The sequence below is a fragment of the Terrabacter sp. Root85 genome, assembly GCF_001429185.1.
Lineage (GTDB): Bacteria > Actinomycetota > Actinomycetes > Actinomycetales > Dermatophilaceae > Terrabacter.
This window is the reverse complement of record NZ_LMIW01000012.1, coordinates 173,510-189,214: the sequence shown is the minus strand read 5'-3', so window position 1 is coordinate 189,214 and position 15,705 is coordinate 173,510. Positions and strand designations below refer to the sequence as shown.

General features: G+C 71.5%; 14 protein-coding genes. 5 read left to right on the top strand and 9 right to left on the bottom strand.

Going from position 1 to position 15,705, the window contains the following annotated elements:
• Position 1 precedes the first annotated feature (1 nt).
• From tal to pgl, 5 genes are read left to right on the top strand one after another with little or no spacing between them, the layout of a single operon-like run.
• Positions 2–1,114, top strand: a complete 1,113-nt coding sequence (tal, locus tag ASE25_RS18705) for a transaldolase (protein ID WP_056827044.1) — start codon at positions 2–4, stop codon at positions 1,112–1,114.
• Positions 1,111–2,751 carry a glucose-6-phosphate isomerase gene (locus ASE25_RS18700; RefSeq protein WP_056826983.1) on the top strand — a complete coding sequence of 547 codons (1,641 nt, stop codon included), beginning with the start codon at positions 1,111–1,113 and terminating at the stop codon, positions 2,749–2,751. The genes tal and ASE25_RS18700 overlap by 4 nt, the downstream gene beginning before the upstream one ends.
• Positions 2,748–4,289 (top strand): glucose-6-phosphate dehydrogenase, encoded by a 1,542-nt coding sequence (gene zwf / locus ASE25_RS18695; RefSeq protein WP_056776735.1) that lies wholly within the window; start codon positions 2,748–2,750, stop codon positions 4,287–4,289. Before ASE25_RS18700 ends, zwf begins: the two co-directional genes overlap by 4 nt.
• Entirely contained in the window at positions 4,286–5,731 is a 1,446-nt protein-coding gene (opcA, locus tag ASE25_RS18690; RefSeq protein ID WP_200959166.1) for a glucose-6-phosphate dehydrogenase assembly protein OpcA, read from the top strand. The genes zwf and opcA overlap by 4 nt, the downstream gene beginning before the upstream one ends.
• Positions 5,728–6,462, top strand: a complete 735-nt coding sequence (pgl, locus tag ASE25_RS18685; RefSeq protein WP_056826982.1) for a 6-phosphogluconolactonase — start codon at positions 5,728–5,730, stop codon at positions 6,460–6,462. The genes opcA and pgl overlap by 4 nt, the downstream gene beginning before the upstream one ends.
• Positions 6,463–6,569: 107 nt before the next feature.
• Here the strand turns inward: pgl and ASE25_RS18680 are convergent, their stop codons facing one another.
• The 9 genes from ASE25_RS18680 to uvrC form a co-directional block, all read right to left on the bottom strand.
• Positions 6,570–6,920: an RNA polymerase-binding protein RbpA gene (locus ASE25_RS18680; RefSeq protein WP_081633871.1), complete on the bottom strand. Its 351-nt coding sequence runs from the start codon at positions 6,918–6,920 to the stop codon at positions 6,570–6,572.
• A 12-nt stretch (positions 6,921–6,932) separates the two neighbouring features.
• Positions 6,933–7,178, bottom strand: coding sequence for a preprotein translocase subunit SecG (secG, locus tag ASE25_RS18675; RefSeq protein WP_020144105.1), 246 nt, complete (start codon positions 7,176–7,178; stop codon positions 6,933–6,935).
• 146 nt (positions 7,179–7,324) lie between these two features.
• Positions 7,325–8,137 (bottom strand): triose-phosphate isomerase, encoded by an 813-nt coding sequence (gene tpiA, locus ASE25_RS18670; RefSeq protein ID WP_056826981.1) that lies wholly within the window; start codon positions 8,135–8,137, stop codon positions 7,325–7,327.
• Positions 8,137–9,345 carry a phosphoglycerate kinase gene (gene pgk, locus ASE25_RS18665; protein ID WP_056826980.1) on the bottom strand — a complete coding sequence of 403 codons (1,209 nt, stop codon included), beginning with the start codon at positions 9,343–9,345 and terminating at the stop codon, positions 8,137–8,139. Before pgk ends, tpiA begins: the two co-directional genes overlap by 1 nt.
• Positions 9,346–9,450: 105 nt before the next feature.
• Positions 9,451–10,455 (bottom strand): type I glyceraldehyde-3-phosphate dehydrogenase, encoded by a 1,005-nt coding sequence (gene gap, locus ASE25_RS18660; protein ID WP_056776721.1) that lies wholly within the window; start codon positions 10,453–10,455, stop codon positions 9,451–9,453.
• Positions 10,456–10,656: 201 nt separating this feature from the next.
• Positions 10,657–11,637: a DNA-binding protein WhiA gene (whiA, locus tag ASE25_RS18655; protein ID WP_028785583.1), complete on the bottom strand. Its 981-nt coding sequence runs from the start codon at positions 11,635–11,637 to the stop codon at positions 10,657–10,659.
• A gap of 78 nt (positions 11,638–11,715) precedes the next feature.
• Complete coding sequence (gene yvcK / locus ASE25_RS18650) at positions 11,716–12,684, bottom strand: uridine diphosphate-N-acetylglucosamine-binding protein YvcK (protein WP_056777740.1); 969 nt, start codon at positions 12,682–12,684, stop codon at positions 11,716–11,718.
• Between the two features lie 14 nt (positions 12,685–12,698).
• Positions 12,699–13,616 carry an RNase adapter RapZ gene (gene rapZ, locus ASE25_RS18645; RefSeq protein ID WP_056776719.1) on the bottom strand — a complete coding sequence of 306 codons (918 nt, stop codon included), beginning with the start codon at positions 13,614–13,616 and terminating at the stop codon, positions 12,699–12,701.
• Positions 13,613–15,667, bottom strand: coding sequence for an excinuclease ABC subunit UvrC (gene uvrC / locus ASE25_RS18640; RefSeq protein ID WP_056826979.1), 2,055 nt, complete (start codon positions 15,665–15,667; stop codon positions 13,613–13,615). The genes rapZ and uvrC overlap by 4 nt, the downstream gene beginning before the upstream one ends.
• Positions 15,668–15,705 lie beyond the last annotated feature (38 nt).

Sequence of the window (15,705 nt, the reverse complement as noted above, 5' to 3'; positions counted from 1 at the left end):
CATGACCAACCCGAACACCCAGGCGCTCTCAGAAGCAGGCGTCTCCATCTGGCTCGACGACCTCTCCCGCGAGCTCATCGAGACCGGCAAGATCTCCGAGCTCATCACCGAGCGCAACGTCGTCGGTGTCACCTCGAATCCCTCGATCTTCCAGGCGGCGCTGTCGAAGGGCGACCGCTACAACGACGACCTGGCCGCCCTGACGAAGGCCGGCAAGGACGTCGAGGAGGTCGTCCACGAGCTGACGACGGAGGACGTCCGCGACGCGTGCGACCTCTTCCTGCCGCTCTACACGTCGACACGTGGCGTCGACGGCAGGGTCTCCATCGAGGTGGACCCACGCCTGGCGCACGACACCGACAAGACGGTCGAGCAGGCGAAGCAGATGCACGGTGACGTGGCCCGCCCGAACGTCCTCATCAAGATCCCCGCGACGAAGGCCGGCCTCCCGGCGATCACGGCCACCATCGCCGAGGGCATCAGCGTCAACGTGACGCTGATCTTCTCCCTCGAGCGCTACCGCGCCGTCATGAACGCCTACCTCGAGGGGCTCGAGAAGGCGCACGCCAACGGGCACGACCTGTCGACGATCCACTCGGTCGCCTCGTTCTTCGTCTCCCGCGTCGACACCGAGATCGACAAGCGGCTCGACGCCATCGGCACCGACGAGGCCCGCGCCCTCAAGGGCAAGGCCGGCCTCGCCAACGCCCGCCTCGCCTACCAGGCCTTCGAGGAGGTCTTCTCGACGCCGCGCTGGGGCTCGCTCGCCGAGGCCGGCGCGAACGTGCAGCGCCCGCTCTGGGCGTCGACCGGCGTCAAGGACCCGGCCTACCCCGACACGATGTACGTCACCGAGCTCGTCGCCGCCGACGTCGTCAACACGATGCCCGGCAAGACGCTCGAGGCGACCGCCGACCACGGCGACATCCACGGCGACACGGTGACCGGCGGCTACGAGCTGGCCGGCAACGTGCTCGACGACCTCGAGGGCGTCGGTGTCTCGTACAACGAGGTCGTCGACCTGCTCGAGACCGAGGGCGTCGACAAGTTCGAGAAGGCGTGGGGCGAGCTGTTGGACGGCGTCACCGCGGAGATGGAGAAGGTGACGGCATGAGCTCGCTGTCCGTCAGCGCAGCAGGAGCAGCGGCGGACGCGATCGGGAGGCACGTGCCGAGCCTCGTCGACGACTCCGTCGCGAGCCGCCTCTTCGCCCGGGACGCCACGCTGTGGGGTCCTGACGCCGAGTCCGAGTCGCGGGTCCGCCTGTCCTGGGTGGGCCTCCCGCGATCCTCGCGCCCCCTCGTCGGCGAGATCGCGGCGTTGCGCGACTCCTTCGCCGAGCAGGGCCTGACCCACGTCGTGCTCTGCGGCATGGGCGGCTCCTCGCTCGCGCCGGAGGTCATCTGCGCCACGGCCGGCAAGCCGCTCGTCGTGCTCGACTCGTCCGACCCCGACTACGTCCGGCGTGCCCTCGGCGACGACCTCGACCACACCGTGGTCGTCGTCTCGAGCAAGTCCGGCTCCACGGTCGAGACCGACTCCCAGCGCCGTGCCTACGAGCAGGCGTTCACCGACGCCGGCATCGACCCCGCGTCGCGCATCGTCATCGTCACCGACCCGGGCAGCCCGCTCGACAAGGAGTCCCGCGCCAAGGGCTATCGCGTCGTCAACGCCGACCCCGACGTCGGTGGCCGCTACTCGGCGCTGACCGCCTTCGGTCTCGTGCCGAGCGGCCTCGCCGGCGTCGACGTCGAGGCCCTCCTCGACGAGGCCGAGTCCGTCGCCGACCTGCTGGCCGCCGACGACGACGCCAACCCGGGTCTGCGCCTCGGCGCCGCCATGGGGGGCACCGACCCCCTGCGTGACAAGCTCGTTCTCGTCGACGACGGCTCCGGCATCGTCGGGTTCGCCGACTGGGCCGAGCAGCTCATCGCCGAGTCCACCGGCAAGAACGGCACCGGCGTCCTGCCGGTCGTCGCCGGTGGGGACGAGGACCCCGAGGTGGCCTGGCCCGCGGCCGACGTCACGGTGGCGCGTCTCGTGGACGCCGACAGCGAGGCGGCCCCGTCGGGCGACGTCGCGTCGGAGGTACGCGTGGGCGGCGCCCTGGGTGCCCAGCTGCTCCTGTGGGAGGTGGCCACCGCCGTCGCCGGGCGCCTGCTCGGCATCAACCCCTTCGACCAGCCCGACGTCGAGAGCGCCAAGAAGGCCGCCCGCGCCCTGCTCGACCAGGGAACCGGCTCGAGCACGGACCCCGCCGCGACGGACGGCGCCATCGAGATCCGCACGCTCGGTGGGTCGGGCGACTGGCTCGGCGACGCACGGACCGTGCCCGCGGCCCTCGACGCGCTCTTCGCGCAGCTCGACCCGGAGCACGGCTACGTCGCCGTCATGGCCTACCTCGACCGGCTGGCCGACGCCGACCTCGCCGAGTGCCGCGTCCCGCTCGCCCGTCGCACGGAGCGTCCGACGACGTTCGGCTGGGGCCCGCGCTTCCTGCACTCGACCGGCCAGTTCCACAAGGGCGGCCCGGCGGTGGGCGTCTACCTCCAGATCACGACGGCACCCAAGGAGGACCTCGCGATCCCCGGACGCGAGTTCACCTTCGGTGACTTCATCGCCTCGCAGGCGGGCGGCGACGCCGCGGTCCTCGCCGACCACGGTCGTCCCGTGCTGCAGCTGCACCTGACCGACCACGACGCAGGGCTCGCGCAGCTGCGCGCGGTGCTCTTGGCGGGAGGTCGTGGGTGAGCCCGGCACGCATCGCGCACGGGAACAACCCGCTGCGCACCGCCGAGGACAAGCGCATCCCCCGCATCGCGGGACCGTGCGGTCTCGTGCTGTTCGGGGTGACCGGCGACCTCGCCCGCAAGAAGCTGATGCCGGCGATCTACGACCTCGCCAACCGCGGACTGCTGCCGCCGGGCTTCTCGCTCATCGGCTTCGCGCGGCGCGACTGGGCCGCCCAGGACTTCGGCCAAGTGGTCCACGACGCCGTCAAGCAGCACGCCCGCACCCCTTTCAGCGAGGACGTGTGGCGCAACCTGTCCGAAGGATTCCGTTTCGTGCCAGGCACGTTCGATGACCCTGCGGCGTTCGACCTTCTCGCCAAGACGGTCGAGGAGCTCGACCAGGACCGCGGCACCGGCGGCAACCACGCCTTCTACCTCTCGATCCCGCCGGGCTTCTTCGCGACGGTCTGCGAACAGCTCCAGCGATGCGGCCTGACGACCGCCGAGGGCGACAGCTGGCGACGGGTCATCATCGAGAAGCCGTTCGGTCACGACCTCAAGAGCGCCCAGCAGCTCAACGAGATCGTCGAGGGCGTCTTCCCCGCCGACTCCGTGTTCCGCATCGACCACTACCTCGGCAAGGAGACGGTCCAGAACCTCCTCGCCCTGCGCTTCGCCAACCAGCTCTTCGAGCCGGTCTGGAACGCGAACTACGTCGACCACGTGCAGATCACCATGGCCGAGGACATCGGCATCGCGGGTCGGGCTGGCTACTACGACGGCATCGGCGCGGCTCGCGACGTCATCCAGAACCACCTGCTCCAGCTCCTGGCTCTCACGGCCATGGAGGAGCCGGTCTCCTTCGACGCCAAGGACCTTCGCGCCGAGAAGGAGAAGGTGCTCTCGGCGGTCCGCCTCCCTGCAGACCTCGACAAGGGCGCCGCTCGGGGGCAGTACGCCGGTGGCTGGCAGGGGGCCGAAGAGGTCGTCGGCTACCTCGACGAGGACGGCGTCGACCCGAACTCGGTCACCGAGACCTTCGCCGCGGTGACGCTCGAGGTCGACACCCGCCGCTGGGCCGGAGTCCCGTTCTACCTCCGCACGGGCAAGCGTCTCGGCAAGCGCGTGACCGAGATCGCGGTCGTCTTCAAGCGGGCGCCGCACCTGCCTTTCGAGCACACCGCCACGGAGGAGCTCGGCCAGAACGCCATCGTCATCCGGGTGCAGCCCGACGAGGGGATCACGCTCCGCTTCGGTTCCAAGGTGCCAGGCGCCCAGATGGAGGTCCGCGACGTCACGATGGACTTCGGCTACGGCTCGTCGTTCACCGAGGCCTCGCCCGAGGCGTACGAACGCCTCATCCTCGACGTGCTGCTCGGTGACCCGCCGCTCTTCCCACGGCACGAGGAGGTCGAGTCGTCCTGGCGCATCCTCGACCCGCTCATGAAGCACTGGGCCAAGGCCGGCAAGCCGGAGCAGTATCCCGCAGGCACCTGGGGTCCACCCTCGGCGGACCACATGCTCGAACGCGACGGACGAACGTGGAGGATGCCGTGATCCGCGACCTGACCGACACCACGACAACGGGGATCAGCAAGACCCTCGTGCGCCTGCGCAACGAGGTCGGCGCGCTGGCCCTGGGGCGGGTGCTGACGCTCGTCGTCGTCGTCGAGGACACCGACGCCGGGCACGCCATCGAGGTCGCCAACCAGGCGAGCCGCCAGCACCCCTGCCGCATCATCGTCGTCATCCCCGGCGACCGGCGGGGCAAGAACCGCCTCGACGCGCAGATCCGCCTCGGCGGTGACGCAGGCGCGAGCGAGATCGTCGTGCTCCGGCTCTACGGCGCGCTCGCCAACCACGGCCCGAGCGTCGTCGTGCCGCTGCTGCTGCCCGACTCCCCCATCGTGGCGTGGTGGCCCGGTCAGGCGCCCGCGGACGTCGCCAAGGACCCCATCGGGGCGATGGCCCAGCGTCGGATCACCGACGCCGCCGAGCACCACAACCCGCGACTCATGCTCAAGAAGCGTGCGGCGAACTACGCGCCGGGCGACACCGACATCGCATGGACGCGGCTGACCCGCTGGCGCGGTCTGCTCGCGGCCGCGCTCGACCAGCCGCCCTACGAGCCGATCACCGGCGCCGTCGTGAGCGGTGCGCCCGACTCGCCGTCGTCCGACCTCCTCGCGGGCTGGCTCTCGCGGCGGCTCAAGGTGCCCGTGCACCGGGTCTCGACACCGCGTGGCTCGGGGATCAGCTCGGTGCGGCTCGAGCGCAAGAGCGGTCCGATCGACCTCGTGCGTCCCGGCGACGACGTCGCCACCCTCTCGCAGACCGGTCAGCCCGACCGGCGGATCAGCCTGCCGCGACGCGAGCTACCCGAGTGCCTGGCCGACGAGCTGCGCCGCCTCGACCCCGACGACGCCTACGAGGACTCGCTCCTGCACGGCATCCCGGCGCTCCAGCCGGTGCGCCTCACCGCGGCCGCAGCGGCCAAGGCAGGCAAGGCTCCGGATCCCGCCGAGTCGCGTCGCCTCGCGGCCCGCCTCGGCCGCGACGAGTCGGCGCAGGAGGCCAGCGCGATGATCACCGCTCCCCCGGCGCCCGAGCACGCCGAGACCGCCGACGTGCACGCGGCCACCGTCCGCAAGCTCGCCGGCAAGCGGACGCCCCGCGAGAAGCAAGCCGCCAAGAACCGGAAGAAGGCGGCCGGGACCGAGTCGACGAGCCCGGCCACGACGGCGGCCAGGACGGCGTCCCCGACCAAGCCAGCGACTGCCAAGCGGGCCACTGCCAAGCAAGCCACCGCCAAGCGGGCGACGACGAAGGCGGCCGCGACGTCGGCCACCCGGAGCGCCGCGACGAAGGGTGCGTCGAAGACGGGCGCGGCCCAGAGCACGACGAAGGCCGCGTCGCGGACGACGGCGGGCACCCGCAAGGCGACGGCTCGCAAGGCCACCACGGCCACGAAGGCGGCGAGCGGGACGGCGACCTCGTGACCGCCGAGCCGCGCGTCGTCGTCCACCCGGACAAGCAGTCCCTGGCCGACGCCGCCGCGGCCCGGTTCGTCACCGCGTTGATCGACGCCCAGACCCGCAATCCCGAGGCCCAGGTGGCTCTCACCGGCGGGTCCATGGGATCGGCGATCATCGCCTCCGTCCTGACGACGCCGGGCCGCTCGGCCGTCGACTGGTCACGGGTACGCGTGTGGTGGGGCGACGAGCGCTACCTGCCGGCGGGTGACCCCGACCGCAACGACACCCAGAACGACGAGGCGGGTCTCAGCGCGCTGGGACTCGACCCGGCGAAGGTGCACCGGGTGGCCGGTCCCGACGCCTCGGAGAGCGCCGAGGCCAGCGCCGTGGCCTACGCCCGCACGATCCGCGAGCACGGCCAGAAGGCGTGGGACGTCGTGCTCTTCGGCGTCGGCCCGGACGGTCACGTCGCCTCGCTCTTCCCGCACCACCCGGCCCAGCGGGTGACCGACGCGATCGCGATCGCCGTGCACGACTCGCCGAAGCCGCCACCGGACCGGGTGAGCCTCACCTTCGAGTGCTTCGAGCGCTCCCACGAGGTGTGGTTCCTCGTGTCCGGAGCCGACAAGGCCGAGGCGGTCGAGACCGCGCTCGTCCCGGGTGCAGACCGCTGGGACGTCCCCGCGGCCGGACCTGCCGGCACGGACGCGACCCTGTGGCTCGTCGACGCCGACGCGGCCTCGGCCCTCGACTGACCGACGCGGCCGGTCGCGCAGCACCGGACGGCATACGACACGACGAAGGGCCCGGGAGGATCTCCCGGGCCCTTCGTCGTCAGGTCACCCACCGGTGACCCGAGGGGTCACTGGATGAGGCCGCGCTCGCGCAGCGTGCTCAGGGCCTCGTCGAGGATGGCGGCGCCGTCGGCGTCGCTGCGACGCTCCTTCACGTAGGCCAGGTGCGTCTTGTAGGGCTCGACCTTCGGCGGGGCCGGGGGGTTGTCCTTGTCCTGGCCGGCCGGGAACCCGCATCGCGGGCAGTCCCACGTCTCGGGCAGGACCATGCCGGGCTCCTCGGCGAAGCTCGGACGGGTCTCGTGCCCGTTGGAGCACCAGTAGGAGATGTGGACGCGAGGGGCGGCGTCGCCGCGCTCCGCCTCGCCCATCGGGCCGGCGCCGACCCGGCTTCCACGAATGGCGTTACCGCTGGCCATCTGTTCCTTCTCTCAGCTCGCGAAACGGGCCAGGAGGCCCAGACCGATGATCGCCGTCGCCCAGACGAGCGCCACGGCCACCGTGAAGCGGTCGAGGTTGCGCTCGGCGACCGATGAGCCACCGAGCGACGTGGACATGCCCCCGCCGAACATGTCGGACAGGCCGCCACCCTTGCCCTTGTGCAGCAGGATGAAGAGGGTCAGGACCATGCTGGACAGCACCAGCAGGACCTGAAGCACGATGCGAACCGCATCCACGTGGTCACTCCAAATCGTCGGGATCTCGGGGGTCGTCGGGCCGGACGGCCACTCCCCCGCGTGTTCCGGGGCTCGGGTAAGGATACCTGCCCGAGGGCCCTTCGGCCGAACGGCCCCGTGGGATCCGTCCGGCCGAAGGGAAGGTATCAGGACGTGCCGACGTGGTCGCGGTAGCGACAGATCGACGCGAACTCCGTCGGGTCGATCGACGCACCACCGACGAGGGCGCCGTCGACGTCCTCCTGGGCCATGATCGCGGCGACGTTGCCCGACTTGACGCTGCCGCCATAGAGGACGCGTACGCCGTCGGCGACGTCGCCGCTGTAGAGCTCGGCGAGCAGCGTGCGGATGGCCGCGCAGACCTCCTGCGCGTCGTCGGGCGTGGCGACCTCGCCCGTGCCGATGGCCCAGATGGGCTCGTAGGCGATGACGACCGATGCCGCCTGCTCCTTGGTCACCCCGTCGAGGTTCTCGCGCAGCTGGGCGACGACGTGCTCGACCTGGCGGCCCTCCTTGCGCACGTCGAGCGCCTCGCCGCAGCAGAGGATCGGTGTCAGGCCGTGGGCGTAGGCCGCCTTGACCTTGGAGTTGACGACGGCGTCGGTCTCGCCGTGGCCCTCGCGCCGCTCGCTGTGCCCGACGGTGACGTACGTGCAGCCGAGCTTGGCGAGGAAGGCGCCCGAGATGTCACCGGTGTAGGCACCCGAGGTGTGCGGCGACAGGTCCTGCGCGCCGTACCTGAGGTCGAGCTTGTCGCCCTCGATGAGCGTCTGGACCGAGCGCAGGTCGGTGAAGGGCGGCAGCACGGCGACCTCGACGGCCGCGTGGTCGTGCTTCGCGTCGCGCAGCGTCCAGTCGAGCTTCTGCACGAGGTGCGTCGCCTGGAGGTGGTCGAGGTTCATCTTCCAGTTGCCGGCCATGAGCGGGACGCGCCCGACCGGCTTGGTGTCCTTGGCCATCAGGCGTCGCCCTCCTCGAGCACGGTGAGTCCGGGCAGCTCCTTGCCCTCGAGGTACTCGAGGCTGGCGCCGCCGCCGGTGGAGATGTGGCCGAAGTCGGAGTCGGCGAAGCCGAGCTGGCGCACCGCCGCGGCGGAGTCGCCGCCACCGACGACGGTGAGGGCGCCCTGGGCGGTGATCTCGACGAGCGCCTGGGCCAGCGCCTTGGTGCCGGCCGCGTAGGGCTCCATCTCGAAGGCGCCCATCGGGCCGTTCCAGAAGACGGTGCGGCAGTCGGCGAGCTTCTCGGCGAAGAGCGCGCTCGACGCGGGCCCGATGTCGAGGCCCATCCGGTCGGCCGGGATGGCGTCGGCCGAGACGACCTCGTGGGCCGCGTCGGCGCTGAACGCGTCGGCGGCGACGACGTCGACCGGAAGCACGATCTCGACGCCCTCCTTCGCGGCCCGCTCGAGGTAGCCCTTGACCGTGTCGATCTGGTCGGCCTCGAGCAGGCTCTTGCCGACCTCGTGACCCTGCGCGGCGAGGAAGGTGAAGACCATGCCGCCACCGATGAGGAGACGGTCCGCCGTGCCGAGGAGGTTGCCGATGACGCCGAGCTTGTCGGACACCTTCGCGCCACCGAGGACGACGGCATACGGGCGCTCGGGGTCCTTCGTCAGGCGGCGCAGGACGTCGACCTCGGTGGAGACGAGGTCGCCCGTGGCGTGCGGCAGCAGGCGCGCGACGTCGTAGACGGAGGCCTGCTTGCGGTGCACGACCCCGAAGCCGTCGGAGACGAAGACGTCGGCGAGAGAAGCGAGCTCGGCCGCGAAGCCGGCACGCTCGTCGTCGGTCTTGGCGGTCTCGCCGGCGTTGAAGCGGAGGTTCTCGAGGAGCAGCACCTGGCCGTCCTGGAGCGCCGCCGCCTTGGCCTTGGCGTCGTCACCGACGGTGTCGTCGGCGAAGACGACGTCGGTGCCGAGCACCTCGCTGAGTCGCTGCGCGACCGGCGCGAGGGAGTACTTGGCCTCCGGGGCGCCCTTGGGGCGGCCGAGGTGGGCGCAGACGATGACGCGGGCGCCGGCGTCGGCCAGGCCCTTGATCGTCGGGGCCGAGGCGCGGATGCGGCCGTCGTCGGTGATCGTCGCGCCGTCGAGCGGCACGTTGAGGTCGGACCGGACGAGGACGCGCTTGCCGCGCAGGTCCCCGAGATCGCTGGTGGTCTTCACGCGGGATGCCTCTTCGTCAGTTGGGAATGGGGCGGGCACGGGTGACAAGGGTGCGGCCACCGCCCGGGGTGCTCGGGAGAGCGCCGGGGGCGGTGGCCGAGTGGCTCAGAGCGACGAGCCGACGAGCGCGACGAGGTCGACGAGGCGGTTGGAGTAGCCCCACTCGTTGTCGTACCAGCCGACGACCTTGACCTGGTTGCCGATGACCTTGGTGAGACCGGCGTCGAAGATGCACGAGGCGGGGTCGGTCTCGATGTCCTTGGAGACGATCTCGTCCTCGGTGTAGACGAGGAAGCCCTTCATCGGGCCCTCGGCGGCCGCCTTGACGGCGGCGTTGACCTCTTCGACGGTCGTCTCGCGACCGGCCTCGAAGGTCAGGTCGGTGGCCGAGCCGGTCGGCACCGGCACGCGGAGCGCGTAGCCGTCGAGCTTGCCCTTGAGCTCGGGCAGCACGAGAGCGACGGCCTTGGCGGCGCCGGTCGTGGTCGGGACGATGTTGAGGGCGGCAGCGCGGGCCCGACGGAGGTCCTTGTGCGGGGCGTCCTGGAGGTTCTGGTCCTGCGTGTAGGCGTGGATGGTCGTCATGAGGCCCTTGACGATGCCGAACTCGTCGTTGAGGGCCTTGGCCATCGGCGCGAGGCAGTTCGTCGTGCACGAGGCGTTGGAGATCACCGTGTGTGCGGCGGGGTCGTAGAGCTCGTGGTTGACGCCCATCACGATCGTGATGTCCTCGTTCTTGGCCGGGGCCGAGATGATGACCTTCTTGGCGCCACCGTCGATGTGGGCCTTGGCCTTCTGGGCGTCGGTGAAGAAGCCGGTGGACTCGACGATGATGTCGGCGCCGACGCCGGCCCAGTCGATGTTGGCGGGGTCGCGCTCCTCGAAGACACGGATGGCCTTGCCGTCGACGATGATCGACGTGTCGTCGTAGGTGACCTCACCGGGGAAACGGCCCAGGATCGAGTCGTACTTGAGCAGGTGGGCGAGGGTCTTGTTGTCCATGAGGTCGTTGGTGGCCACGACCTCGATGTCGGCTCCGGACGCCACGATGGCGCGGAAGAAGTTGCGGCCGATGCGGCCAAAGCCGTTGATACCAACGCGAACGGTCACTGCTGTGCACCTCTTCGGTGAGACTGTGTGTCGGACGAAAATGCCAGACCTTGGGCCGCCCCGTTGCGACCTCGATCACACCACACCCTAGTGCGTCGCCTGCGACGCCGAAGCGGCAGTCTCAGGGCTTGGTGAGCACGCGCTCAGCACGCGCCGCCCCCGCCGCGCGGGCACCCGAGCGACGGCGTCGGACGCCCCGGTTCAGCTCTCGAGCATGTCGGCCGTGAGGTTGGCGTCGGTGCCGGCGACCCCGAGCTCCTCGGCCCGCTTGTCGGCCATGGCGAGCAGGCGCCGGATGCGACCGGCCACGGCGTCCTTGGTCATCGGCGGCTTGGCCAGCTGGCCGAGCTCCTCGAGGCTGGCCTGCTTGTGCTCGAGACGGAGCACCCCGGCCTCACGCAGGTGGTCGGGGATCTCCTCGCCGAGCAGCTCCATGGCGCGCTCGACCCGGGCCCCGGCAGCGACGGCGGCCCGTGCGGAGCGGCGCAGGTTGGCGTCGTCGAAGTTGGCCAGGCGGTTGGCCGTGGCCCGCACCTCGCGGCGCATCCGCCGCTCCTCCCACGCCATGACGGCGTCGTGGGCCCCGAGACGCGTCAGCATCGCGCCGATGGCGTCGCCGTCACGGATGACGACCCGGTCGACGCCGCGGACCTCGCGGGCCTTGGCCTGGATGCCGAGGCGGCGTGCGGCGCCGACGAGGGCGAGGGCGGCCTCGGGACCGGGGCACGTCACCTCGAGCGCCGACGAGCGCCCCGGCTCGGTGAGCGAGCCGTGCGCGAGGAACGCGCCCCGCCAAGCGGCCTCGGAGTCGCACGTCGCGGCGCTGACCACCTTGGGCGGCAGGCCGCGGACGGGACGCCCGCGCGTGTCGATGAGCCCGGTCTGCCGGGCGAGGGTGGCGCCCTCCTCGACGACCCGGACGACGTAGCGCGAGCCACGACGCAGACCGCCGGCGGCGAGGACGAGCACGTCGCTCTTGTGCCCGTAGACCTCGGCGATGTTGCGGCGCAGGCGACGTGCGGCGTTCGCGGTGTCGAGCTCGGCCTCGACGACGATCTGTCCCCCGATGATGTGCAGCCCGCCGGCGAAGCGGAGCATCGTCGAGACCTCGGCCTTGCGACAGCAGGGTTTGGTCACCTCGAGGCGTGAGAGCTCGTCCTTCACCTTTGCTGTCATGGCCATGGGCGACATCCTGCCACCCTGATCAAGCACCCTCGCGCCGGAGCCCCGGCCGGCTCTGCGAACGGCAGCGCCACGAGCTCAGGAGATGACGTCGCGCAGCGCCGCCGCGAGCCGCAGCGGGTCGTGGACCCCGGGCTCGCCCCGCGCCGCCACCGGCGCGACGACGAGCTCGGCCCCGAGCTCGGCGGCCGCCGCCCGCAGCGACGCACCGTCGGGGACGACGCTCGGGTCGGCGAGCACGACGTCGAGCCGGAGGTCGGGAGCGTTGGCGGCGAAGGACGCGAGGTGGTCCTCGGCCCGGAAGTCGCGGGTCTCCCCCTTGTGCACCTCGAGGTTGAGGTTGAGCAGTCGCTTGGCCGGCGTCGAGACGAGTGCGTCGACGAGGTCGGGCACGAGCAGGTGCGGCATGACGGACGTGAACCACGACCCGGGTCCGAGCATGACCCAGTCGGCGTCGCGGACGGCGGAGAGCGCCTCGTGGCAGGGCTCCGGACACGTCGGCACGATGCCGATCGACGACACGATGCCCGGCGACGACGCGACGCGGTGCTGTCCGCGCACGTCGACCGTGGCATCGGGGCGGGCCGGGTCGTGGCCGCGGATCTCGGCCACGATCTCGAGCGGCTCGGCCGCCATCGGCAGCACCCGGCCCCGCGCGCCGAGCAGACGCCCCACGAGGTCGAGCCCCTGCACCGTGTCGCCGAGCAGCTCCCAGATCGAGACGATCATGAGGTTGCCGAGCGCGTGGCCCTTGAGGTCCCCCGTGCCGGCGAAACGGTGCTGGAGCACGTCGCGCCAAGTGTGGCCCCAGTCGCTGTCGTCGCACAGCGCAGAGAGCGCCATCCGCAGGTCGCCGGGGGGCAGCACGTCGAACTCCTCGCGGAGCCGCCCGCTCGACCCGCCGTCGTCGGCGACGGTGACGACGGCGGTGACGTTGTCGGTGAGCAGCCGCAGCGCGGTCAGCGCCGCGGCCAGGCCGTGACCACCACCGAGCGCGACGATGCGCCGGTGGTGCGAGGAACCGAGGGGCAGTCGCTGGGTCGTCACCGCAGTCGTCCCGGTCACTCCCGACCCAGGTCGCGGTGGACGACGAACGTGTCGACGCGGTCCCGGCCGCCGAGCCGCCCGCTCAGCGCCTCCGCGATCGCGACGGACCGGTGCTTGCCGCCGGTGCAGCCGACGGCCACGGTGACGTAGCGGCGCCCCTCGCGGACGTAGCCGTCGATCATCGTGTCGAGCAGGTCACCGGCGCGGTCGAGGAACTCGTCGGCGCCCTCCTGCTTCATGACGAACTCGCTGACGGGAGTGTCGCGCCCGGTCAGCGCCCGCAGCTCGGGCACCCAGTAGGGGTTGGGCAGGAAGCGCATGTCGAAGACGACGTCGGCGTCGAGCGGCAGGCCGTACTTGAAGCCGAACGACATGACCGCGATGCGCAGCTGGACGCGCCGGTCGCCCGCGAAGAGCGAGGAGAGCTTGGCGCTCAGCTGGTGGACGTTGAGGCCCGAGCTGTCGATGACGACGTCAGCCGACGAGCGCAGGTCGAGGAGCAGCTCGCGCTCGCGCTGGATGCCGTCGAGGAGCCGACCCTCGCCCTGGAGCGGGTGCGGTCGGCGCACGCTCTCGAAGCGGCGGACGAGCGCCTCGTCGGTGGCGTCGAGGAAGACGAGGCTGGGACGCTCGCCGCGCTCGCGGGCCGCACCGATGGCGCCCTCGAGCTGGGCGAACCAGCCACGCGAGCGCACGTCGACGACGACGGCGACCTGCTGGAGGTGGGCCTCGGGGTGCTGGGCGCGGGCCTCGTCGCGCAGCTCGGCGAGGTGCGTGAGCAGCTGCGGTGGCAGGTTGTCGACGACGAGCCACCCGAGGTCCTCGAGGACGTTGGCGGTCGTGCTGCGTCCGGCCCCGCTCATCCCGGTGACGATGACGATCGGAGCATCGGCCAAGGGCGTCTGCGGTGTGCGCCTGGTGTCGGCGGTCATTCGAGCACTTCTCCCGTCGTGAGGTTCACGGCTGGCTCCTGGGGTGCTCCCTCAGCCAAGTGGTTGACGACGGCCGAAGCAAGCGACCGTCCGAAGCCGGGTACGGCCATGATGTCCGTTGTGTCCGCCGCGCGAAGGCGTTTGACCGAACCGAAGTGGCGCAGCAGCGCCTTCTGACGGCTCGCGCCGAGCCCGGGTATGCCGTCGAGCTGGGAGGTCGTCATCGCCTTGGACCGCCGCTGCCGGTGGAAGGTGATCGCGAAGCGGTGGGCCTCGTCGCGCAGCCGCTGGAGCAGGTAGAGCCCTTCGCTGGTGCGGGGCAGGATGACCGGGTGGTCGTCGCGCGGGACCCACACCTCCTCGAGGCGCTTGGCGAGCCCGACGAGCGCGACCTCCTCGATGCCGAGCTCGTCGAGCACGGCCTGGGCGGCGTTGACCTGCGGCAGGCCGCCGTCGACGACGACGAGGCTGGGTGGGTAGGCGAACCGTCGAGGCCGTCCGGTCTCAGGGTCGATCGGACCGGAGGCGGACGGCCCGTCGTCGTCGTCCGACGGACCCGTCGCGTCGGGGCCGGCCGCGCCGTCGGTCGCCCCGCCGACGACCCCCGTCGAGAGGTCGAGGTCACCCGCCCCCTCGGCGTCCTCGAGGTAGCGCCGGAACCGGCGGGTCAGCACCTCGCGCATCGCGGCGGTGTCGTCGACGGTGACCGGCTCGCCGTCCTCGGTGGCCGCGCCACGGACGATGAAGCGGCGGTACTCGCTCTTGCGGGCCAGTCCGTCCTCGAAGACGACCATCGACGCGACGACGTTGGTGCCCTGGACGTGGCTGACGTCGTAGCACTCGATGCGCAGCGGTGCGTCGTCGAGGCCGAGGTAGTCCTGCAGCTCCTGCAGCGCCTTGCTGCGCAGCGTCAGGTCGCCGGCGCGGGCCACCTTGTGCCGGGCCAGCGACTGCTCGGCGTTGCGCCGGACCGTCTCGCTCAGGGTGCGCTTGTCGCCGCGTTGCGGCACGCGGACGCTGACCGCGGAGCCGCGCACCGACGACAGCCACTCGGTGACGGCCTCGGGGTCGGCCGGCAGGCTCGGGACGAGCACCTCGCGCGGGATCGCGTCGCGCTCGGCGTCGCCGTAGACCTGCAGCAGCAGGTGCTCGACGAGGGTCGGGATGTCCTCGCTCTCCTTCTCGACGACCCAGCCCCGCTGGCCGCGGATGCGTCCACCCCGGACGTGGAAGACCTGGACCGCGGCCTCGAGGTCGTCGTCGGCGAGGGCGAAGACGTCGGCGTCGGTGGCGTCACCGAGGACGACGGCCTGCTTCTCGAGCGCCTTGGTCAGGGCCCCGATGTCGTCGCGCAGCCGGGCGGCCTGCTCGAAGTCGAGCTCCGCGGCCGCTTCCTTCATGCGCGTCTCGAGGCGCTTCGCGAAGCGCGTCGTGTTGCCGCCCATGAAGTCGCAGAAGTCCTCGGCGATGGCCCGGTGCTCCTCGGGGGTGACGCGGCCGACGCACGGGGCCGAGCACTTGTCGATGTAGCCGAGCAGGCACGGTCGACCGCTCGCCGTCGCGCGCTTGAACACGCCGGACGAGCACGTGCGCAGGGGGAAGACCCGCAGCAGCAGGTCGAGGGTCTCGCGGATCGCCCAGGCATGGCCGTAGGGCCCGAAGTAGCGAGTGCCCTTGCGCTTGGCGCCGCGCATGACCTGGGCCCGCGGGAACTCCTCGCCCATCGTCACAGCGAGGAAGGGGTAGGACTTGTCGTCGCGGTACTTGACGTTGAAGCGCGGGTCGAACTCCTTGATCCAGGAGTACTCGAGCTGCAGGGCCTCGACCTCGGTGCGCACGACGGTCCACTCGACCGAGCTCGCCGTCGTGACCATCGTCGCGGTGCGCGGGTGCAGGGCCGTGATGTCCTGGAAGTAGGACGACAGCCGCGGGCGCAGCGACTTGGCCTTGCCGACGTAGATGACCCGGCCGTGCGCGTCGCGGAAACGGTAGACGCCCGGGTCGGTCGGGATCTCTCCCGGCTTGGGTCGGTAGGTCGTCGGGTCCGCCACGTTCCCACCCTATGTCGGCCCGCCGACGCCGCCGCAGG